Annotated in this window: 21 protein-coding genes; 18 read left to right on the top strand and 3 right to left on the bottom strand. The window is 65.3% G+C overall.

Annotation, left to right across the window (positions count from 1 at the left end; all coding sequences use genetic code 11):
* Window positions 1–10: 10 nt before the first annotated feature.
* Complete coding sequence (locus QW881_RS05250; protein WP_315756040.1) at window positions 11–430, top strand: VOC family protein; 420 nt, start codon at window positions 11–13, stop codon at window positions 428–430.
* 5 nt (window positions 431–435) lie between these two features.
* On the opposite strand, the gene QW881_RS05255 is transcribed toward QW881_RS05250, so the two are convergent.
* A complete protein-coding gene (locus tag QW881_RS05255) occupies window positions 436–882 on the bottom strand; it encodes a hypothetical protein (protein ID WP_315756041.1) in 447 nt (148 codons plus the stop codon).
* A gap of 4 nt (window positions 883–886) precedes the next feature.
* Entirely contained in the window at window positions 887–1,687 is an 801-nt protein-coding gene (locus tag QW881_RS05260) for an SDR family oxidoreductase (protein ID WP_315756042.1), read from the bottom strand.
* A gap of 950 nt (window positions 1,688–2,637) precedes the next feature.
* Between QW881_RS05260 and QW881_RS05265 the strand changes: the two genes are divergently transcribed.
* On the top strand, window positions 2,638–3,846 hold the full coding sequence (locus QW881_RS05265) for a hypothetical protein (RefSeq protein ID WP_316158329.1): 1,209 nt from the start codon (window positions 2,638–2,640) through the stop codon (window positions 3,844–3,846).
* Between the two features lie 46 nt (window positions 3,847–3,892).
* On the opposite strand, the gene QW881_RS05270 is transcribed toward QW881_RS05265, so the two are convergent.
* Window positions 3,893–4,411, bottom strand: a complete 519-nt coding sequence (locus QW881_RS05270; protein WP_316158330.1) for a helix-turn-helix domain-containing protein — start codon at window positions 4,409–4,411, stop codon at window positions 3,893–3,895.
* Window positions 4,412–4,517: 106 nt separating this feature from the next.
* On the opposite strand from QW881_RS05270, the gene QW881_RS05275 reads away from it, so the two are divergent.
* The 16 genes from QW881_RS05275 to tilS all read left to right on the top strand — a co-directional run bounded on the left by QW881_RS05275 (window position 4,518) and on the right by tilS (window position 19,756).
* Window positions 4,518–5,069, top strand: a complete 552-nt coding sequence (locus tag QW881_RS05275) for a dihydrofolate reductase family protein (protein ID WP_316158331.1) — start codon at window positions 4,518–4,520, stop codon at window positions 5,067–5,069.
* Between the two features lie 188 nt (window positions 5,070–5,257).
* Window positions 5,258–5,908 carry a glutathione S-transferase family protein gene (locus QW881_RS05280; protein ID WP_315756046.1) on the top strand — a complete coding sequence of 217 codons (651 nt, stop codon included), beginning with the start codon at window positions 5,258–5,260 and terminating at the stop codon, window positions 5,906–5,908.
* A gap of 112 nt (window positions 5,909–6,020) precedes the next feature.
* On the top strand, window positions 6,021–6,434 hold the full coding sequence (locus QW881_RS05285; RefSeq protein WP_316158332.1) for a YciI family protein: 414 nt from the start codon (window positions 6,021–6,023) through the stop codon (window positions 6,432–6,434).
* Window positions 6,435–6,467: 33 nt separating this feature from the next.
* On the top strand, window positions 6,468–6,884 hold the full coding sequence (locus QW881_RS05290) for a YciI family protein (RefSeq protein WP_316158333.1): 417 nt from the start codon (window positions 6,468–6,470) through the stop codon (window positions 6,882–6,884).
* 33 nt (window positions 6,885–6,917) lie between these two features.
* Window positions 6,918–7,286 (top strand): hypothetical protein, encoded by a 369-nt coding sequence (locus QW881_RS05295; RefSeq protein WP_315756049.1) that lies wholly within the window; start codon window positions 6,918–6,920, stop codon window positions 7,284–7,286.
* A 261-nt stretch (window positions 7,287–7,547) separates the two neighbouring features.
* Entirely contained in the window at window positions 7,548–8,273 is a 726-nt protein-coding gene (locus QW881_RS05300) for a TetR/AcrR family transcriptional regulator (RefSeq protein ID WP_315756050.1), read from the top strand.
* A gap of 129 nt (window positions 8,274–8,402) precedes the next feature.
* The gene (locus QW881_RS05305) at window positions 8,403–8,888 is read left to right on the top strand and encodes a DUF2852 domain-containing protein (RefSeq protein WP_315736314.1); all 486 of its coding nucleotides are present in this window, start codon (window positions 8,403–8,405) and stop codon (window positions 8,886–8,888) included.
* 456 nt (window positions 8,889–9,344) lie between these two features.
* A complete protein-coding gene (gene tolQ, locus QW881_RS05310) occupies window positions 9,345–10,028 on the top strand; it encodes a protein TolQ (protein WP_315717584.1) in 684 nt (227 codons plus the stop codon).
* 39 nt (window positions 10,029–10,067) lie between these two features.
* Window positions 10,068–10,547, top strand: a complete 480-nt coding sequence (locus QW881_RS05315; protein WP_315736315.1) for a biopolymer transporter ExbD — start codon at window positions 10,068–10,070, stop codon at window positions 10,545–10,547.
* Window positions 10,544–11,575 carry a protein TolA gene (locus tag QW881_RS05320; RefSeq protein ID WP_315756051.1) on the top strand — a complete coding sequence of 344 codons (1,032 nt, stop codon included), beginning with the start codon at window positions 10,544–10,546 and terminating at the stop codon, window positions 11,573–11,575. Before QW881_RS05315 ends, QW881_RS05320 begins: the two co-directional genes overlap by 4 nt.
* Window positions 11,576–11,643: 68 nt before the next feature.
* The gene (gene tolB / locus QW881_RS05325) at window positions 11,644–12,924 is read left to right on the top strand and encodes a Tol-Pal system beta propeller repeat protein TolB (protein ID WP_315737038.1); all 1,281 of its coding nucleotides are present in this window, start codon (window positions 11,644–11,646) and stop codon (window positions 12,922–12,924) included.
* 248 nt (window positions 12,925–13,172) lie between these two features.
* Window positions 13,173–15,512: a putative bifunctional diguanylate cyclase/phosphodiesterase gene (locus QW881_RS05330; protein WP_315756052.1), complete on the top strand. Its 2,340-nt coding sequence runs from the start codon at window positions 13,173–13,175 to the stop codon at window positions 15,510–15,512.
* Between the two features lie 362 nt (window positions 15,513–15,874).
* Window positions 15,875–16,597, top strand: coding sequence for an N-acyl amino acid synthase FeeM domain-containing protein (locus QW881_RS05335; RefSeq protein ID WP_315756053.1), 723 nt, complete (start codon window positions 15,875–15,877; stop codon window positions 16,595–16,597).
* 279 nt (window positions 16,598–16,876) lie between these two features.
* Window positions 16,877–17,371 (top strand): peptidoglycan-associated lipoprotein Pal, encoded by a 495-nt coding sequence (pal, locus tag QW881_RS05340; protein ID WP_315736319.1) that lies wholly within the window; start codon window positions 16,877–16,879, stop codon window positions 17,369–17,371.
* Window positions 17,372–17,573: 202 nt separating this feature from the next.
* The gene (gene ybgF, locus QW881_RS05345) at window positions 17,574–18,620 is read left to right on the top strand and encodes a tol-pal system protein YbgF (RefSeq protein ID WP_315756054.1); all 1,047 of its coding nucleotides are present in this window, start codon (window positions 17,574–17,576) and stop codon (window positions 18,618–18,620) included.
* 62 nt (window positions 18,621–18,682) lie between these two features.
* Window positions 18,683–19,756: a tRNA lysidine(34) synthetase TilS gene (gene tilS / locus QW881_RS05350; RefSeq protein WP_316158334.1), complete on the top strand. Its 1,074-nt coding sequence runs from the start codon at window positions 18,683–18,685 to the stop codon at window positions 19,754–19,756.
* Window positions 19,757–19,986: the final 230 nt, after the last annotated feature.

The raw sequence follows: 19,986 nt of genomic DNA on the forward strand, positions 1-19,986 counted from the left end.
GAGGATGACGATGATCTGTCCCTATCTGACATTCAATGGCGATTGCGCGCAGGCGCTCAAGCACTACGGCGAGGTGCTCGGCGCCAAGGTCGACATGATGATGCGTTATGGCGAGGCGCCACCGGAGATGCCGTGTGCGCCGGAGCACAAGGACAGGATCATGCATGTCCGCTTCTCGATCGGCGGCGGCGTCCTGATGGCCTCGGATTCGCCGCCCGAATATTATCAAGGCAAGCCGCACGGAATCTCGGTCTCGCTCCAGATCGCAGACCCGGCCGAGGCGGAGCGCAAGTTCCACGCCCTGCTCGAAGGCGGTGCCGTCACCATGCCGTTCGGCAAGACCTTCTGGTCGAAGGGCTTCGGCATGGGCGTCGATCGCTTCGGCATTCCGTGGATGATCAATTCCCCGGCGGATGGCTACGAGGCGTGACGCCGCTAGCGGCACGAGGCGTACATCGCCTTGAGCTCGCGCCCGCGCAACAACAGAAGCCGCGACGTCAGGCCGCCGCGGCGCTCGATCCAGCCGCGCACCGGCGTGGGATAGGTCTGCAGCACCAGCTTGGAAGCCTCTGGTTCCGCATAAGCGCGGCCGCGCCGGTCGACCGAGCGTGCGGCGTGGAAGCCGAGGGTGGCTCGCCGCGTCACGCAGATGCGGTCCTCGGGCACGACGCTGAGCACCAGCGTGCAGGCCGACAGGCAGGGACCGTCGATGATGACACGCTCGCCGGAGGCGCGAACCTTCTCGAACAGATCGATGAACGGCCCCACCTCGCCGCCGGGCGAGGAGATGATGCGGACGTCGGCGCGCGCCAGTATCGTCGCGATTCCCCACAGGACGACCGCCAGCAGCAAGGTCAGGATGATGCGCATCCGGCTCGGCATCGTTTCATGTGTTCCTGCGTTGGCCGCGCAAGGTCGGCAATCCGATTCCCGCGGCGTCGAAGCCGCCATCGACGGCCAGGATCTGTCCGGTGATATAGCTGGAGCGTTCGGAGCTGAGAAACAAGATGGCCTCGGCGAGCTCGTCCTCGAGGCCGTAACGGTTGAGCGGAATGGCATCGTGATAGTCGGCGCGGATCTCCGGCGTGTGCACGTCCTTGGCCATCGCGGTCTCCACCGGGCCCGGCGCCACCGCGTTGACGCGGATGCCGGCGGATGCGAGCTCGACCGCGAGTTGCTTGGTCAGATGCGCCAGCGCCGCCTTGCTGGTGCCGTAGGCGGAGCGCAGCGTGGAGGCGCGGACGGCGGAAATCGAGGTGATGTTGACGATGGTGCCGCCGCGCTCGCGCATCAGCGGGACCGCGGCCCGCGTGCACAGAAACGGCCCGGTCAGATTGACGTCGAGGATGCGCTGCCAGTCGGCTTCGCTGGTTTCCATGATCGGAGCGAAGCGTGCGACACCGGCATTGTTGACCAGCGCATCGAGACGGCCGAACCGGTCGGCGAGGCGCGCCAACGCATCGGCGACCATCTCGGCTTCCGCGACGTCGCAATGCAGGGCGAGCGTTCGATCGGGAGATTCGAGTGCGGCCGTGGCGTCGTCGAGCAGCTTCTTCTCGATGTCGAGCAGGGCCACACGCCAGCCCTCGTGCAGAAATCTCTTTGCTGTCGCCAGCCCGATGCCGCGCGCCGCCCCGGTGATCAGGGCGACCTTGTCGGTCTGCGTCGTCGTCGATGTTTCCGTCACGGCGGTCGACTCCTCGGGCCGGCAGCCCGGCTTTTCTCTTCGTTGAGTCCTAACATGCGCTGCGCGGATCAGCTGTGAAGGCCGTCACATCTGTCAGTGTACGTTCAATCCAGCTCCGCGCGATGCGTATAGCCAGCGAAGTTCGTGGGCGTTGTCAAACAGCCAGCGGTGGTAGCGGTCGCATCAGCTCGCGTGCTCGCGGTGGAGAAGCATCCGAGTCATGCCCGCCTTGGCCTCCCGCTCGATCGGAGGGAGCAGGGAAGACCGGGAGCTTGGCGCCCCATCGGCCCCCGTGCGGGAAAAATGCACGGGGTAGGAACCACAGGTTCGGCTGAGACATCCCGGCCCTCCCTGCGCGATGGTCTGACGGCCTATAACACGCTCCCCGGGGACCGGCTGTCTTGCCCCCGTTTCCGCCACAATGCGCTCACGCATCGGACACGGCATCAGCATCGGGATGCCGGGACCACACGATTTCGCCGTACGCGCCGCGTTGTTCGTCTGCGTGTCCTCATATGAGCATGATCTTGTCGGAAAGCTGTGGCGCACTGCGCGTCAACATCCTCCGGTTCCGAATCATGCTCCAAGCTGCAACATCGACGCTTCCACCGCGTCCTGCTCCCCACGTTCGTGACGACCGCGAAACGTCCGTCTCGATCGGGAACAGGACGTGGCTAAAAGAGCATGAATTCTGGAAAGGAGAAAGAGGAACATTCTTACGAGAAGGACTGGACGACAAGGGTAAGGGTGATCGACTTGAAAGTCTTCACGAAAAAGCTCCGTGGCGCCGGCGGTCTCGCGGCCGCGCCGCAGCCTCCAAAGGCGCATTCCCCCGTGGAATTGGACAGCCCCGCCGTCGGCTGATTTGCCCGTCGTCGGGGCGTTCTCGGACGTGTCTGGGACGAATCTGAACCGGTAGCGTAGAGTTTAAGAGTCTCGGTAGAATCGACATGGGCGATCAATTCATCAGCCGGCGAATCACTCTCGTCAGAACCACGGAGCTGCACGCTTCGTCGCGCGGGCCGAATGATCTGAGGCGCGTGTGCGGCGCGTTGCTGTTGTCGTGCATTGTCCTCGGGCTCGCGGCGTCCGGCGCCGCCGGAGCGGATGGCAGCGTTGCAGAGAAACCGGCAGAGACCGAGCAGGCTGCGCACGATGTCGCGCCGCCGCAGCAGCCGCAGACGGCGGAGCCCGAGACGGTGGGGCGGCCGTCGGACGTGCCGACGCCGGCTCCGAAGGTGGCCGTGCCATCGACCGAGCCCGCGAAGCCGGTCGCGGCCGAGCGCAAGGCCGACCCGCGGAGCGACACCAAGACGACGAAGAATCAGTCGGTGCCTCAACGCGCGCTCCCGGCCGACGTTGCGCAGATGATCGGCCGCAAGATCTGGCTCAACGAGGCCGGGGGACGGCGCGACGCGATCACGTCGTGGAATGCGGGTGAAGAATTCGCCTCGCTGGGAATCGGGCATTTCATCTGGTACCCATCCACCGCGAAGCCGCCTTATGAAGAGGGTTTTCCGGGGCTGATCGCATTTCTGCGCAAGGGCAAGACGCCGTTGCCTGCATGGCTCGACAAGACGCCGATTCCGGCATGCCCGTGGACCAGCCGGGCCGACTTCAAGCGGAATTTCAACTCGCCGCAAATGCGGCAATTGCGGCAGTTCCTGCTCGACACGATTGCGGAGCAGACGCAGTTCCTGGTGGCGCGTGCGCAAGGCGCGATGGACAAGATCCTCGCCAACACGCCCGACAGCGCCGAACGCGAGCACATCGTCGCGCAGTATTCGCGGGTCGTGCGCGCCTCCAACGATCTCTATCCGCTGATCGACTACATCAACTTCAAGGGCGAGGGCACCAATCCGTCCGAGACGGCGGTGGACAAGGAGACGGGCCAGCGCCAGGGCTGGGGTCTCAAGCAGGTACTGCTCAAGATGAACGGCACTACCACCGAGTCCAAGGCCGTGCTCGCCGAATATTCCGACGCGGTGCAGGTCGTGCTGCAACAGCGGGTTCGCAATCTGCCCTCGAACCGCGTGTGGGAGGCGGGCTGGCTGCGTCGCGCGGAGACCTATCGCCGCCCGATCGCGCAGCTCGAGCAGGCCCCCGAACGCGCCCCGCGCAAATCATCGCGCTACAGGGCCGACAACACACGGTTCTGATGCGGGAAGCGGCGCGCACGATCCGTGCGCGTTGCGAGGCGCACGATCACCTGCCGCCTGCCTCGGCTGTCTTGGCAGCGACGACCTTCTGGTAAGCCGCCTGCAGCCGCTCGCCGACACTCGGTCCAGCCTTCCTGCGCCGTTTCGCGCCGAGATGGGTCTCGCGCAGCTCGTCCATGAATTCGGCCCACATTTTCGGGCCGCCTTCCATCAACAGCTTGGCGCGGATGCCGAGCTCCTCCGAGACGGGGAGATATTTGTAACCCCAGCCCGCCATCTGCGCGAGGATCGGCAACAGCTCGATGCCCTGCTCGGTCAGGGAATAGATGCCCTTCTGCTTGTGGCTCGGATCGTCCTCACGGCTGATGATGCCGGCCGCGAGCAGCGTCTTCAGCCGGTCGGCGAGAATGTTCGAGGAGATGCCTTCCTCCGAGCCGCCGAGCAGCTCGCGATAATGCCGGCGATTTCCGAACATCATGTCGCGGATGATCAAGAGGCTCCATTTGTCCCCCACCAGTTCGAGCGACAGGTTGATCGGGCAGCCGGAGCGCTGAGGGTCGGACATCGAAGTCTCGTGAGCAGGGATCGCGCATAAACCGCTTGCAATATTGCACCGGTCTGGGCATTCTCCAACTGCTTGCAAAATGAAAGCAGTCAGGGAGAGGCAGTCGATGGCGAGACTGGTGATGTGGAACATGATGACGCTGGACGGCATGGTTGCGGGCCCGAACGGCGACATCTCCTGGCACGAGGATGTGTGGGGCCCGGAGCTGGAGCAGATCTCCGAGACGCAACTGCACGAGGCGGGCGGATTGCTGTTCGGCCGGGTGACCTACGATCTGATGGCCGGCTATTGGCCGACCGAGAAGGGCGTGATCGCCGACTTCATGAACAGCATCCCCAAATATGTCGCGTCGCGCACGCTGTCTCGCCTGGCATGGTCGAACGCGCATCTGCTGGGTCCGCAGCTCGCGGCCGAGGTCGACAAGCTCAAGCAGGAGAATGCCAAGGACCTGTTCCTGTTCGGCAGCGCGGACCTCGCCTCGACGCTCGTCGCGCACGATCTGATCGATGAGTTTCGTATCGCGATCAATCCGCGCGTGCTCGGCGCCGGACGGCCGCTGTTCAAGCCGGGTCAGGCCGTGAAGCTCCGCCTGATCGACAGCCGGGCGCTGTCCAACGGCGTTGTCATCGCGCGCTATGCCCCCGTTCGGGACGTGTGAGTCCAGATCTCGCGGGCGCGCTCCGTGTCCCGGGGGAGTGCAGGTCTTTCCACTCACACCACCGGTGCGTCTAGCCCCTTACCTCAACCCTCTCCCCGTGAAGAACGGGGCGAGGGAGCGCACCATCCCTGCGGCCGCGCGTTCGGGACCAAACAACTTGTTCTCACTCAACTCATCAGGAGCGTAGGATGTCGCTGACCCTCTACTATCATCCGCTGTCGTCGTTCTGCTGGAAGGTGCTGATCGCGCTGTATGAGAACGACGTTTCGTTCACGCCGAAGCTGATCAATCTCGGTGACGCGGATGAGCGCGCGGCGTTCTTGAAGCTTTGGCCGGTCGGTAAATTTCCCGTGCTGCGCGACGAGCAGCGCACGATTCCGGAATCGAGCATCATCATCGAATATCTCGACCAGCACTATGCGGGCAGGACGCGCTTCATTCCCGATGATCCCGATCTCGCTTTGCGGACACGTCTGCGCGATCGCTTTCTCGACCTCTATCTGCACATGCCGACGCAGACCGTCGTGTTCGACCGGCTGCGGCCGGCCGATGCCCGCGATCCGCTCGGCGTCGCCGACGCTCGAAGCCGGCTGCGCACGTCCTACGCCATGCTGGAGGCCGAGCTGCCGCCGCGTGGCTGGGCGATGGGAGACCCGTTCACCTTAGCAGATTGCGCCGCCCTGCCGGCGCTGTTCTACGCCGACAGAGTGGAGCCGCTGGGTGATGGGCTCCCCCGGGTCACAGCCTATCTCGACCGGCTCAAGGCGAGGCCATCCGTGGCGCGGGTGCTCGCAGAGGCCGAGCCTTATTTCCACATGTTCCCGCAGGAGCCGGGCTGAACCGGGAACCGGGTCGAAATAATTGCGGGAGCGTGTCGGCGGCACCAGGGCCGGATCGTCTTACTGATGAGGGCAGGGCAGTCCTGCCGGACAGCATCAGGGGAGAGGCGCCATGCGGTTCATGGTGATCGTGAAGGCGACCAGGGACACGGAAGCGGGAATCCTGCCGACGACCGAGGAGTTCGCGGCGATGGGCCGGTTCAACGAGGGACTGGTCAAGGCCGGCATGATGGAGGCGGGTGAGGGCCTGCATCCGACCGCAAAGGGGGCGCGCATCGACTTCTCGAACGGGACGCCGAGCGTCGCGCGCGGTCCGTTCGATCTCTCCCGCGATCTCGCGGCGGGCTTCTGGATGCTCAAGGCCGGCTCGCTCGACGAGGTGATCGAGCACATGCAGCGGGCGCCGTTCCCGAGCGGCGAGATCGAGATCCGCCAGGTCTACGCCGCGGAGGATTTCGGCGAGGCGTTCACGCCCAAATTGCGTGAGCGGGTCGAACGGCTGCGTGCGCAGGCCGCCAAGAGCTGAACCGACCCTGATCAGGAGAGGAGGAGAAACGCAATGCGATTCATGATGCTGATGATCCCGCTCGGCTATGAGCGCGCGCCGCCGGACGTGCAGCTCGATCCCGAGCGCGTCAAGGCGATGATGCGCTACAACGAGGCCCTGAAGGACGCCGGCGTGCTGATCACGCTGGAGGGCCTGCATCCGCTGTCGATGGGGGCGCGGGTCTCGTTCGCGGGCGGCACGCCTGTGGTGACCGACGGCCCGTTCGCGGAGGCCAAGGAGGTGCTCGGCGGCTATTGGATGATCGAGGTCGCTTCGCGCGACGAGGCGATCGCCTGGGCCAGGCAGTGCCCGGCCTCGGACAACGAGATCATCGAGATTCGCCAGGTCCAGGAGATGGCCGATTTTTCCGACGAGGTGCAGCAGGCCGCCGCCGGCTTCGCCGAGCTGCCGCATGCCGGCCGTGTCTGATCGATCCGTTTCACAGCAGGAGAGGGAAGTGCAATGAGCGACAACAGCAACACCTATCTCGCCGTCTTTCTCGGCAGCAAGACCAGTCCGGCCTGGAAAGCCTGGGAGGCGCTGTCCGAAACGGAGCGCAATGCCAGGGGACAGCAGGGCATGGCGGCCTGGCATGCCTGGGTGGACCAACACAAGGACGCGATCGTCGCGATGGGCGGGCCGCTCGGCAAGACCAAGCGGGTCGACAAGGGCGGCGTCAACGACATCGCCAACGAGATGGGCGCGTTCACCGTGGTCCGCGCCGCGTCGCACGAGGATGCCGCGAAGATGTTCGTCAACCATCCGCATTTTGCGATCTTCCCGGGCGAGCGGGTCGAGATCATGCCGGTGCTGCCGATTCCGGGCGGTTAGTTGAGCGGCCTGCAGGGCGGAACGTCGGCTGAGGTGTGAACATCGCGCTTGCTGCGGCGCCCGGCGCTTGTGCCGGGCGCGCTGATCTCGCGGCGACTTCGGTGCCACCCTGCTCCTTGCGCGACCCTTCAGGCGAGGGTGGCGCCTGTTTCGCTGGGGGCTTAACGGGACGACGGGACGGCCCCCCCGCGCACATCGGCGGCTGACCCCGCCCAAAAGTCGCTGGCTTCCTTTGACCCGGCTCATGTAAAAGCCTTTTACATGAGCTGGCGCAAGGAAGAGCGCCGCGCCGAGCGCGGCTATCATCACGGTAACCTCAAGGAGGCGCTGCTGCAGGCGGCGCTCGACCTGATCGCGCAGAAGGGGGCTGCCGGCTTCACCTTTGCCGATGCGGCCCGCATGGCCGGCGTCAGCCCGGCCGCGCCCTATCGCCACTTCCGCGACCGCGACGAACTGCTGTCGAGCATCGCCCAGCGCGGCTTCGAGCAGTTCGAGGCGCAGCTCTCGGCGGCGTGGGACGACGGCCGGCCCGACACCGTCACGGCGTTCGAGCGCGTCGGCAAGGCGTATCTCGCATTTGCCCGTTCGGAGCCTGCGTTCTATTCGGCGATGTTCGAATCCGGTGTGCCGGCCGACTCCACCGCCGGTCTGCTGGCGGCGGGGGAGCGCGCTTTCGGCGTCATCCGTGCTGCGGCGGAGCGGCTGGCGGCGCTGGCGCCGGCCGGGGTGCCGCGGCCGCCGGCCCTGATGATGGCGCTGCACATCTGGTCGATGGCGCATGGCATCGCCTCGCTGTTCGCGCGCGGCGATGCTGCCCGGCGCAAGCTGCCGATGTCGCCCGAGGAGCTGCTGGAGGCCGAGGTGTTGATCTATCTGCGCGGGCTCGGCTTCCCGACCGACCGCCGGCCTGCGCCGTCCTCCGCTGCCGAGCCGCCGCCGCTGCCGGACGATGACAAGCCGGCAGGGCCCTGGGGCCGCCCGAAATAAGGTTCAAGGAACGCCGAAAAATAATTCGAGCGACGCGTCAGGCGGTCGCCTTGACAAAATCCCGGGTTGAGCTAGCTATGTAAATGTTATTTACATTCACACGGCATGGCGCCGCGAATGGAGAGGGAGATGGCCTACACCGCAGATGTCAATCGTTGGCGCGGTTCGGAGGAGGAGCAGAGGTACCGGCCCCGCATGATGGAGTCGCCCTGGCATCCCGGCTGGATCGCCGTGACCGTGCTCGGCTTCATCATCTGGTGGCCGATCGGACTTGCCCTTCTCTTTTTCACACTCGGGAGCAGAAAGATGGCGTGCTGGAACGGCGGTGATCGCTGGTCGAACAAGATGGAGCGGATGCAGTGGAAGATGGACCGCATGCGCGACAAGATGGAGCGCCGCGGCTTCGGCTTCGGGTTCTCGCAGCCGGCTTCGAGCGGCAACCGCGCCTTCGATGAGTACCGCATGGAGACCCTGCGGCGGCTCGAGGAGGAGCAGCAGGAGTTCCGCGACTTCCTGACCCGGCTGCGCCACGCCAAGGACAAGGAGGAGTTCGACGCGTTCATGGCCCAGCACAAGCCGCGTCCGACCCCGCCTAACGACCAGCCGCAGAGCTGATCGCCTCTCACCTGACGGCGCAGGGCTTTCAGCCCCCGCCCTGACGGCATAAGACGCCCGCTTGCGGTTCCCCCGCCGGCGGGCGTTTTGCGTTCTCCGATACCGCCCACCTGCGGCGGCTGGCCGCTGTCCGCCGCCGGCCAAAAGGGTCAAGCGACTGATCACAAAGGCTCTATCTGGCTGGTCCGGCTGGACCTTTGACCTCGGCAATACTCCGCGGTAACCCCGCCTTAACCCCGGAGGGGGTTTGGTTAAGGGGCGCTTACGCGCGCCAAGAGCCCTTGTTTTGACACGTTGGCAGAGGAAGCAGGCCGCTTATGGCTTCGGCGGGCCTCTTAAAGCGATCAGTTCAGGGTTTTCTCGCGCAGGCGCTTTCCGCCGCGACGGCATCCGGCATGGAACGGCGGCTGCATGGTCCCGGGCGTCCCGGGATGATTGGTTGAGAGGATACTGCAGATGTCTGTCGATAGCGGCGGCCTGTCCCTGATCGATCTGTTCGGCAATGCCGGCTGGGTGGTTCGGATCATCATGCTCGGCCTGATCTCCTGCTCGATCTGGGTCTGGGCGATTGCGATCGACAAGATGTTCCTGTTCTCGCGGACCCGCCGCTCGATGGACCGTTTCGAGCAGGCCTTCTGGTCCGGCGAGTCGATCGAGGAGCTGTATCGGGTGCTGTCGGCGAAGCCGACGCAGTCGATGGCGGCGTGTTTCGTGGCGGCGATGCGGGAATGGAAGCGCTCGTTCGAGGGCCATGCGCGCTCCTTCGCCGGGCTGCAGATGCGCATCGAGAAGGTGATGAACGTCTCGATCGCGCGCGAGGTCGAGCGGCTGGAACGCCGTCTCCTGGTGCTCGCCACGGTCGGCTCCGCCGGCCCTTTCGTCGGCCTGTTCGGCACGGTCTGGGGCATCATGACCAGCTTCCAGGCGATCGCGGCTTCGAAGAACACCTCGCTGGCGGTGGTCGCGCCGGGCATCGCGGAGGCGCTGTTCGCCACTGCCATCGGCCTGATCGCGGCCATCCCGGCGACGATTTTCTACAACAAGTTCTCTTCGGAGGTGAACCGGCAGGCGCAGCGGTTGGAAGGCTTCGCAGATGAATTTTCAGCCATCTTGTCCCGTCAGATCGACGAGCGGGGATGAGGGCAGGTATAGTGGCATCCGGATCGTGAGTACCACAGCATGGGCATGAGCATGGGCAGCGCGTCCGGCGGCGGTGGTCGCCGCGGTCGGCGCAAGGCGGCCGTGATGGCGGAGATCAACGTCACGCCGATGGTCGACGTCATGCTGGTGCTGCTGATCATCTTCATGGTCGCGGCGCCGCTGCTCACCGTCAACATCCAGGTCGACCTGCCCCAGGCGCAAGGCGGCTCGGCCTCGACGGCCGACGCCAAGCCGCCGCTCGAGGTCACCGTCAAGAAGACCGGCGGCGGCTGCGCGTCGAAGGTGGACGTGTATCTCGGCGACTCGCCGATCGCGATCAACGAGCTTGGGCCGAAGATCAAGGCGATGAAGGAAGCGGGCGCCGGTGGCGCCGACAACGTCGTCAAGATCCGCGGCGACCGCGACGCCTGCTACTCCGACATGATGAAGGTGCTGGGCCTGGCGCGCGACGCCGGCTATCGCGCCAGCATCGTCGTGCTGCCGGATCAGGGCTCATGACGTCAGCAGACCTCATCCGGTTCGTTCGCACGCGCAAGGGGACGGTGCTGTCCGTCGCCCTGCACGTGCTCGTGCTGTGCTGGGGTCTGTTCAGCTTCTCCGCGCGCTCGATGGTGGTGCCGGCGGAGGACCTGGTACCCGTCGACGTGATCTCGGAGGACAACTCGTCCAAGGCCAAGGCCGGCGTGCTGACGGGCAAGAAGGAATCCCAGAAGCTGCTGGCCGACAAGATCGGCGAGAAGAAGCCGACCGAGGACATCGTCGGCAAGGTCGACACCAAGCAGGTCACCGAGACCGACGCAGCGCCGACGCCGCAGCCCAAGCCGGAGAAGCCGGTCGAGAAGAAGCCCGACCCGCCGAAGCCGGTCGAGAAGCAGCCGGAGACGCCGAAGCCGGTGGCCGAAAAGAAGCCGGAGCCGCCGAAGCCCGCGCCGGCCGAGAAGCCGAAGCCGGAAGAGAAGAAGCCCGATCCCTTCAATCCGGACCAGATCGCCAGCGTGCTCAACAAGGACAAGGCGAAGCAGCCGCCGAAGCCGCAGGCCGCCGCCGCGCCGCCGGAGCCGCCCAAGCACAAGAGCGAGCGCAAATACGACTCTGAGAAGATCGCGAGCCTGATCAATCAGAAGGACCCGACGCGGCAGGCGGCGACGGGGGCGGAGCTCAATGCCAATGCGGCGCTCGGCGCAACGCAGGGAACGGCCGAAGCCAACGTCGCGAGCTGGCAGATCGCATTTCAACAAGCGGTCGGTCGCTGCTTCAATCTTCCCTATACCGGCGTCGATGAGGACAAGATCGAGGTCGATATCGACATCCAGCTGCGTCCGGATGGATCGCTGGCCGCCGTGCCGGCCGTCGTTGGGACGCGAGGACCGTCGCGGGTCAGCGTGGCCATGGCGGAGAATGCCAAGCGCGCGGTCGAGAATTGCCAGCCCTATTCGTTCCTGCCGAAGAACCGGTACAATGAGTGGAAGCTCGTACCGACGACATTCAATCTCAAAATGATGAATTCGATGCGAGGCCGAACTTGACGACACCTCCGACGCGCACGACCGGATTTTTCACGCGGCGCCAGCTGTTGCTGACCGGAGGCGCCGCGATGGCGGCGCTGGGCGCTGGGCCCGCGCTCGCCCAGCAAAAGCGCCTGGAGATCATCCCGAGCGGCGAGTTCAAGCCGATCCCGATCGCCGTTCCGCCCTTCGTGCCCGGCGGGGCAGGGGATGCCGATGTCGGCAATGGCATTGCGCAGGTGATCACCAACAATCTGAAGCGCAGCGGGCTGTTCGTGCCGGTCGACCCGGCTGCGTTTCCCGAGCGCATCAGCAATTTCGAGGCGCCGCCGCAATTCGCGAGCTGGCGTCCGCTCGACCTGCGCGGGCTGGTGACGGGCCGCGCGACGCGGCAGCCGGACGGGCGCCTGAAGGCTGAGTTTCGGCTGTGGGACCCGAACTCGGGACAGCAGCTCACCGGCCAGCAATATGTCACGGCGCCGGAATATTGGCGGCGCATCGCGCATATCATCTCGGACCAGATCTACACGCAGATGACCGGCGAGAAGGGCTATTTCGACAGCCGCGTCGTGTTCGTCGACGAGAGCGGCCCGTCGGATCGCCGCGTCAAGCGGCTCGCGCTGATGGACCAGGACGGCGCCAACGTCCGCTATCTCACCCGCGGTGCCGACCTCGTGCTGACGCCGCGGTTCTCGCCGTCGAGCCAGGAAATCACCTACATGGAGTTCGGGCAGGGCGACCCGAAGGTCTATCTGTTCAACATCGAGACCGGCCAGCGCGAGATCGTCGGCAACTTCCCCGGCATGTCGTTCTCGCCGCGCTTCTCGCCGGACGGCCAGCGCATCATCCTGAGTCTGCAGCAGGGCGGCAACTCCAACCTGTTCGTGATGGACCTGCGCTCGCGCACGACCACGCGGCTCACCGACACGCCGGCGATCGATACCTCGCCGTGCTACTCGCCGGACGGCAGCCAGATCTGCTTCGAGTCCGATCGCGGCGGCAAGCCGCAGATCTACGTGATGTCCTCCAGTGGCGGGGCAGCGCAGCGCATCTCGTTCGGCGAGGGCAGCTACTCGACGCCGGTGTGGTCGCCGCGCGGCGACTTCATCGCCTTCACCAAGCAGGGCGGCGGCCAGTTCGCGATCGGCATCATGAAGACGGACGGCTCGGGCGAGCGCATCCTCACCGCCGGCTTCCACAACGAAGGGCCGACCTTCTCGCCCAACGGCCGCGTGCTGATGTTCTTCCGTGACCCCGGCGGCACCGCCGGTCCGTCGCTGTACTCGATCGACGTCTCCGGCCGCTTCGAGCAGAAGGTGCCGACGCCGGGCTTCGCCTCGGATCCGGCCTGGTCGCCGCTGTTGTCGTGACGGTGAGCGAGGCTCTGGGCCCGCTCACGTCGTGGTGGACGCGATTTTTCGAGTCGCGCGAGGCGTGTTCTGTGGAAAGGTGGAACTATTAGTTGTAGTAGCCGGGTAGTGTTTGCCTAGTTCTCTGAATTTTCGAGCGAATTCGTGCATTTCGCGAGCGCGGAAACGCTCCGCTAACGATGTTCCCTCAGAAAGACTTCACCTGCGAGCGGTAATGTTTGTGCACCGAACAGGACGCGTGCGCACGAATGCAGCTTGCCACTCAGAATGGAGAAGACGATCAAAAGTTGTCGCCTGCGATCCAGGCGGCTCTCGTCGACTCCCTCTTCCAGGATCCCGGCCCGATGTTCGCCGGCGCACTCTGCGCCGCCGTCGCCGCCGTCATGACCGCGATCAAGAGCGGCGACGTCAATCTGTGGCCGTGTGCCGCGATGCTGATCATCGCAGGGGCGTTCCGTTCGCTCGACATGCGCTACTATCGGAGCCTCTGCGACAACGGTCGCCTCACGCAGGAGGCGGTCGAGCGCTGGGAGGTTCGCTACCAGATCGGCGCCATGATCTATGCGCTGGTGCTCGGCGTGTGGTGCGTAGTCGCCCTTGTCGACAACAGCGACCCGGTGGTGCACCTGATCGCGATCACGGTGACGCTCTGCTACATGTCGGCGGGCGCCGGCCGGACCTACGGGCGGCCTTGGATATTCCATGTCCAGATCCTGCTCGCCTGCGGACCGCTTGCAGTGGCTCTCGCGATCCACGGCAGCCCTTATTACCTGGGCATGGCGGCGTTCTGCGTCCTGTTCTTCGTGTCGCTGAAACATATCTCGACCAATCTGCAGAGGATCTTCGTCCAGGCCTTCGTGGCGCGCGAAAGCGAGGCTGCGCTGGCCAAGCAGTTCGATACGGCCCTGAACAACATGCCGCACGGCCTGTGCATGTTCCGCTCCGACGGGCGTCTGGCCGTGATGAACCACCGCTTCGGCCACATGATGAGCCTGCCGGATGACATCCTGCAGCGTGGCGGCAAGGCGGCCGACATCATCAACGCCTGCGTGATCGCAGGCTCGATCTCCGCTTCGAGCGGCCGGCTGATTCTGGCCGAGATCGAGCACACCAAGACCCATAACGTCATTACCAGCGATCCCGACGTCGCGCGCGACCGGTCGCTGTCCTGGACCTTCCAGCCGATGGCCGACGGCGGCGCCGTGGTCCTGCTCGAGGACATCACCGAGCGCCGGCATGCGGAGGCGCGCATCTCGCATCTGGCGCGCTATGACGAGCTCACGACCTTGCCGAACCGCGTCAGCTTCCGCGACGAGATCGAACGGCTGCTCAGGATTCCGCAGCGGCACGGCGAATTGTCCGCGCTGCTGTTCGTCGATCTCGACCGCTTCAAGCAGGTCAACGACACGCTCGGCCACCCCTGCGGCGATCAACTGCTCTGCGCGGTCTCCGAGCGGCTGCGCGACATGCTGCGTCCGGAAGACTTCGTCGCGCGCTTCGGCGGCGACGAGTTCGTGGTGTTCCAGCGCAACATCCGCTCCAACGATGACGCGGCCATGCTGGCGCGCCGGATCGTCGACCAGCTCAGCGAGCGCTACAAGATCGACAATCATCTGGTCGAGATCGGCGCCAGCGTCGGCATCGCCATGACTGGGCCGGGGATCAGCGCCGACACGCTACTGAAGAACGCCGACATGGCGCTGTACCGCGCCAAGGCCGAGGGACGGGGCACCTTCTGCTTCTTCCGCGACGAACTCGCCCAGACGGTCGAGGCGCGCCGCATCCTCGAGCTCGATCTGCGCAAGGCGCTGGCGAACGAGGAGTTCGAGCTGTTCTATCAGCCGCTGGTCAATCTGAAGTCCGGCAAGATCTCGACCTGCGAGGCGCTGCTGCGCTGGAATCACCCGGTGCGCGGCACGGTCTCGCCGGTCGACATCATTCCCGTCGCCGAGGACATGGGCCTGATCGTCGATCTCGGCCGCTGGATCCTGCGCAAGGCCTGCCTGGAATGCATGAAATGGCCGGATGCGGTCAGCGTCGCCGTCAACTTCTCGCCGCAGCAGTTCCATCAGCGCGACGTGCTCAGTGAGGTCCGCTACGCGCTCGAAGTGTCCGGGCTGCCGCCGCATCGGCTCGAAATCGAGATCACCGAATCCTCGCTGTTGCGCAACACCCAGCTCACGCACGATGTGCTGTCGCAACTGCACATGCTCGGGGTCCGTATTTCGCTCGACGATTTCGGCACCGGCTATTCGAGCCTCAGCTATTTGCACAACTTCCCGTTGGAGAAGGTCAAGATCGATCGCTCTTTCCTCGAAGGCATCGACAGCGATCGGCCGCTGACCCTGTTGCGCGGTGTCGCAAGATTGTCCGCCGATCTCGGCATGTCGGTGGTGGTGGAGGGCATCGAAACCAACGAGCAGCTCGAACTGGTCAGCGCCGACGGCACGGTCACCGAGGCGCAGGGCTATCTGTTCAGCCGGCCCGTCCCCGCAATCCGCATCCGACAGCTCCTGAATGCCTCGCATGGGCGCCGTTCGAGCGACGGGGCGATCGCGGCCGCCGGCGGGACACGTTCGATCGCTTGATCGCCCGACCTCCGCCTTGATGCGGACGTGCCGCGAAGATCGACCGGCGCTGGAGGAGAGCTCTGTGCGTAGCATCCCGCCAGTCCTCTCTACGAGCGTGGCTCGCACGTGAATGGCGATGTGACAACCCCACGTCGCATCATTCGGAAACATTGCACGCGTCTACCAAGCCAATCCGTTTCGATTTGACACGCAAGTGATCCGAAGCAATCCGTCCGGTGCAGCGTCCAATCCCGTAAGTCACGGTTGCGCCTCCGGGATTCTACGAGCTGTTAACTTTGTACCGCCGAAAGCTTTGCGTCGGCATTAACCCGCTGTTAAGCTCATACTGCTCGTAGGAGTTGTGTGAGAAGGGGTTGCGGATGAAGTCGGCGGCTAGAGTAAGTGCCGTTGCTGAACAGAAGTCGGATGTGCTGGAGAACGTGGACTATCGACTGGCGCTGACTGTTGAGGACAAGGACGAGATCTATCGGCTGCGCTACCGCGCCTATCTGCGTGAAGGCGCCATCCTGCCGTCGCCCAGCGAACGTGTCACCGACGAATATGACGATCTTCCCAACAGCTTCATCTTCGGCGTCTACGTCAATGGCGAGCTCTACAGCTCGATCCGCATCAGCGTGGTGAACTCGCAATGGCGCCGATCGTTGTCCTCGGACATGTTCGCCGACTTGCTGCATCCCGAGCTCGAGCGCGGGAAGGTCATCATCGACCCGACACGGTTCGTCGCCGACCATGAGAAGGCGCGGCTGTTTCCGGCGCTTCCCTATGTGACGGTCCGGCTCGGCTACGTCGCCTGCGCCCACTTCAATGCGGACATCGGTCTCGCCAACGTCCGCCCCGAGCATCGCGCCTTCTACAAGAAGGTGTTCCTGCAGGAACCATGGGGTGAGCCGCGGCTCTACTCCGGCCTCACCAAGCCGGTCGGCCTGGTGGCCGCGCATTATCCTTCGATCCGCGATCGCGTGTTCCAGCGCTTTCCGTTCATGCGCTCGAGCGCGTTCGAACGGCGGATGCTGTTCGATCGTCCCGCGCCGGACGCCTTCACTGATTCGTTCAGGATTCAGGCGGTCGCGAAGGCCGGCTGATCATCGGCGGATATCGGGGCCAGTTCGGCCGTCTGGCCGGTTCACACCGTGGCGCTGATGCAAAAATCAGCGAAAAAGCGCCCTGCTGCAGGCGTCGCGCCGCTTGCCTTCACCCTGGCGCCACATTTACAACCCATTAACCATCGCGGTCGCTTTTCGGGTTTCGTTAGCATTTGACGGGGTTCGGCAAGACCCCATCAAGGTTGACGGAACGTTCGCTTAACCATCGCCCTGTAGACCGGATGGCAGTCTAAGAACGTGAGCGTGGAGGCTCCGGGAATGAAATATCAGATGCGTATCCTCCAGGGATTGAAGTTGGCCGCCGTGCTGGCCGTGGCGCTGTCGATGGGCGCCTGCGCCAACAAGAATCTCACCGGGGCCGACGGGGCGATGGCCAGCGCTGCGACTCCAGGCAGCCAGCAGGACTTCGTCGTGAATGTCGGCGATCGCGTCTTCTTCGAGAGCGATCAGACCGATCTCACGCCGCAGGCGATCGCGACCTTGGAGAAGCAGGCGCAGTGGCTGCAGAGCTATCCGCGCTACTCCTTCACGATCGAGGGCCATGCCGACGAGCGCGGCACCCGCGAGTACAACATCGCGCTGGGCGCGCGGCGCGCGCAGTCGGTCCGCAACTTCCTGGTGTCGCGCGGCATCGACCAGGGCCGCATGCGCACGATCTCGTACGGCAAGGAGCGGCCGGTGGCGGTTTGTAACGATATCTCGTGCTGGTCGCAGAACCGTCGTGCGGTGACGGTCCTGAACGCCAGTTCATAAAGCTGAACGAATCCGTTGCTGATGAAGCCGGCGTCGCCCATCGACGCCGGCTTCATTGTTTGTGATCGGCGGGTCTTGTCCGAGCTTGGTCTTGTCTTCGCTTGAACGTCATTTGTCTCTATCGCATTTCTGCTTTACAGCCTCGCTCACAGGCCTGTTTTCAATGTCTCGCCGATCCGGTCGTCAGGGCAGCATGTCATTCATGTTTCTTCCACGGAGCGCCGCCGCGATCCTCGCAGCGCTCGTCGTATTCTCGTGTCAGGCACTTTCGTCGCGGGCGCTCGCCCAGACCGACGATGATCCCGAGATCCGGATCCAGCGGCTCGAAAACCAGCTCCGGCAACTGACCGGTCAGAACGAGGAGCTGCAATATCGCAATCGCCAGCTCGAGGAGCGGCTGCGGCAACTGCAGAGCGCAGCGCCCGGCGGCGCCCCCGCGGCGCAGCCGAGCGCGGCCGCGCCGGCGCAGGCCAATCCCGCCTACGGCCAGCCTCCACAGCCCGCTTACGGGCAGCAGCAATATGGCCAGCAGCAGTACGGCCAGCCGCAACAGGCCTCTCCCCAGCAGCAGCCGGGCTATGCGCAGCCGCAGGCCGGCGCGCCGGTGCAAATCGTCCAGGAGCCCGCGGCCCCTGGCCGGGGCCGCCGCGGCGATGCGTTCGATCCGAGCCAGAATCCGACGGCTCCCGGCGCCCCGCAAGCGCTCGGCGGCGGCCAGTTGCCGATCCAGCCGGGTGGCGGCCAGCCCGCCGGCCGTCCCGCCGGCGATCCCACGACTCTCGCCAACACGGGCGGTCGCTATCCCCAGGGTGCGCCGCCGGCCGCTGCTCCCGGCGCTGGCGGACTGGAGACCGCGCCGCCGCGGCAGACGCCGCGCGACGAATACGACCTCGGCATCGGCTACATGCAGCGCCGCGACTACGCGCTGGCCGAGCAGACGATGCGCAACTTCACCCAGAAATATCCGAACGATCCGATGGTCGGCGACGCGCAATATTGGCTCGGCGAGAGCTTCTACCAGCGTCAGCAATATCGCGATGCCGCCGAGGTCTTCCTCGCCGTGACGACGAAATACGAGAAGTCGGGCAAGGCGGCGGATGCGCTGCTCCGGCTCGGCCAGTCGCTGGCCGCGCTGAAGGAGAAGGAGGCCGCCTGCGCCGCGTTCGGCGAAGTGACGCGCAAATATCCGCGCGCGTCGGCGGGCGTGAAGGCGACGGTCGATCGCGAGCAGAAGCGGGTGAAGTGCTGAACGCCCCCGGGCGAGGGTAGGCCTCTCGCCTACGACCGGCGGGGCGGGTAGGCTGCGGCGCCATGTCGAAGGCCGGTTCCGAAGATAATCTTGCGATCTCCTCCGCCGAAGCGGAGCGCCTGTTCGCGCCGCTTTCGGCGGCGCCCGTGCTGGTGCTCGCCGTATCGGGCGGTCCGGATTCGATGGCTCTGATGTGGCTCGCGGCGCGGTGGCGCGCGGGGCTTGCGCAGGGGCCGCGCCTTGTGGCTGTGACGGTCGACCATGCTCTGCGGCGCGACTCCGCCCGTGAAGCCCGTATGGTGAAGGAGACCGCGCGGCGGCTCGCAATTCCACATCGAACCTTGCGCTGGAACGATGAGAAGCCGGACACCGGGATTCCCGAAGCGGCGCGCCTGGCAAGATACCGCCTGCTGGCGCGCGCGGCGCGGCAGGCGGGCGCCGGACACGTCGTCACCGCCCACACCCGTGACGACCAGGCCGAGACCGTGCTGATGCGGCTCTTGCGTGGCAGCGGCATTGCGGGGCTCGCGGCGATGGCACCGCTCAGCGAGCGTGAAGGGCTGTTGCTGGCGCGGCCTCTGCTCGACGTTGCCAAGGCCAGGCTGGTGGCGACGCTGCGCTCGGCCGGGATCCCCTTCGCAGATGATCCGACCAATCAAGATCCCGCCTTCACCCGGCCGCGGCTGCGCGCCCTGATGCCGGCTCTGGCCGCCGAGGGCGGCGATGCCCGGACGCTGGCGACGCTGGCCGACCGGCTCGGACGGGCCAATGCCGCGATCGAATCGATGGCGGATGGCGCCGAACGCTATCTCGCATTGCGAGCGGCCGGCACCGGGCCCGGACAGGCGGATCACGGCGAGACCTTCGAGGCGCGCGCCTTTGTCGCACTCCCGGCAGAAATCAAACTGAGGCTGCTGATGCGCGCCATCAATCGCATTGGCACTGAAGGTCCCGTGGAACTCGGCAAGGCCGAGGCGCTGCTGGCGCGGCTGGACCGGACTCTTGCGGGGAACGCAGATGGTGGTACGTCTGCTCCGGGCAGGCTAAAACAGACCCTGGCTGGTGCACTGGTAAGCATGACGCGAGGCGCGATCCGCATCACGCCCGCGCCGCCGCGGCGGTCGGGCGCGACTTGAAGCGGTTCGTCGCTTTCGCGGACCCTTAACCACCGGCCCTGGCAGCGGTTTCCCGCGCCATTTTTTGAGCGGGAATCGGGCTAGGATGCGATAAATAGTCCTTTCTAGTTCCCTTGGCATTGCCGCGAGTGGTACCTAGATTACGAGACGGTCGACCGGGGGATTCCCTCGTGGCTACCCAGGGATGAGTCCGAGGACGAACGGCCGCGATCCGCGCGACCACGAAGGAA

This window comes from Bradyrhizobium sp. SZCCHNS3016 (assembly GCF_032484535.1).
GTDB lineage: Bacteria > Pseudomonadota > Alphaproteobacteria > Rhizobiales > Xanthobacteraceae > Bradyrhizobium.

Bases quoted from the DNA above. Each gene is read 5' to 3' on its own strand.
- QW881_RS05250 (WP_315756040.1), top strand. From the start codon at position 11: ATGATCTGTCCCTATCTGACATTCAATGGCGATTGCGCGCAGGCGCTC.
- QW881_RS05255 (WP_315756041.1), bottom strand. From the start codon at position 882: ATGCCGAGCCGGATGCGCATCATCCTGACCTTGCTGCTGGCGGTCGTC.
- QW881_RS05265 (WP_316158329.1), top strand. From the start codon at position 2,638: ATGGGCGATCAATTCATCAGCCGGCGAATCACTCTCGTCAGAACCACG.
- QW881_RS05270 (WP_316158330.1), bottom strand. From the start codon at position 4,411: ATGTCCGACCCTCAGCGCTCCGGCTGCCCGATCAACCTGTCGCTCGAA.
- QW881_RS05275 (WP_316158331.1), top strand. From the start codon at position 4,518: ATGGCGAGACTGGTGATGTGGAACATGATGACGCTGGACGGCATGGTT.
- QW881_RS05280 (WP_315756046.1), top strand. From the start codon at position 5,258: ATGTCGCTGACCCTCTACTATCATCCGCTGTCGTCGTTCTGCTGGAAG.
- QW881_RS05285 (WP_316158332.1), top strand. From the start codon at position 6,021: ATGCGGTTCATGGTGATCGTGAAGGCGACCAGGGACACGGAAGCGGGA.
- QW881_RS05290 (WP_316158333.1), top strand. From the start codon at position 6,468: ATGCGATTCATGATGCTGATGATCCCGCTCGGCTATGAGCGCGCGCCG.
- QW881_RS05295 (WP_315756049.1), top strand. From the start codon at position 6,918: ATGAGCGACAACAGCAACACCTATCTCGCCGTCTTTCTCGGCAGCAAG.
- QW881_RS05300 (WP_315756050.1), top strand. From the start codon at position 7,548: ATGAGCTGGCGCAAGGAAGAGCGCCGCGCCGAGCGCGGCTATCATCAC.
- QW881_RS05305 (WP_315736314.1), top strand. From the start codon at position 8,403: ATGGCCTACACCGCAGATGTCAATCGTTGGCGCGGTTCGGAGGAGGAG.
- tolQ (WP_315717584.1), top strand. From the start codon at position 9,345: ATGTCTGTCGATAGCGGCGGCCTGTCCCTGATCGATCTGTTCGGCAAT.
- QW881_RS05315 (WP_315736315.1), top strand. From the start codon at position 10,068: ATGGGCATGAGCATGGGCAGCGCGTCCGGCGGCGGTGGTCGCCGCGGT.
- QW881_RS05320 (WP_315756051.1), top strand. From the start codon at position 10,544: ATGACGTCAGCAGACCTCATCCGGTTCGTTCGCACGCGCAAGGGGACG.
- tolB (WP_315737038.1), top strand. From the start codon at position 11,644: ATGGCGGCGCTGGGCGCTGGGCCCGCGCTCGCCCAGCAAAAGCGCCTG.
- QW881_RS05330 (WP_315756052.1), top strand. From the start codon at position 13,173: ATGCAGCTTGCCACTCAGAATGGAGAAGACGATCAAAAGTTGTCGCCT.
- QW881_RS05335 (WP_315756053.1), top strand. From the start codon at position 15,875: ATGAAGTCGGCGGCTAGAGTAAGTGCCGTTGCTGAACAGAAGTCGGAT.
- pal (WP_315736319.1), top strand. From the start codon at position 16,877: ATGAAATATCAGATGCGTATCCTCCAGGGATTGAAGTTGGCCGCCGTG.
- ybgF (WP_315756054.1), top strand. From the start codon at position 17,574: ATGTTTCTTCCACGGAGCGCCGCCGCGATCCTCGCAGCGCTCGTCGTA.
- tilS (WP_316158334.1), top strand. From the start codon at position 18,683: ATGTCGAAGGCCGGTTCCGAAGATAATCTTGCGATCTCCTCCGCCGAA.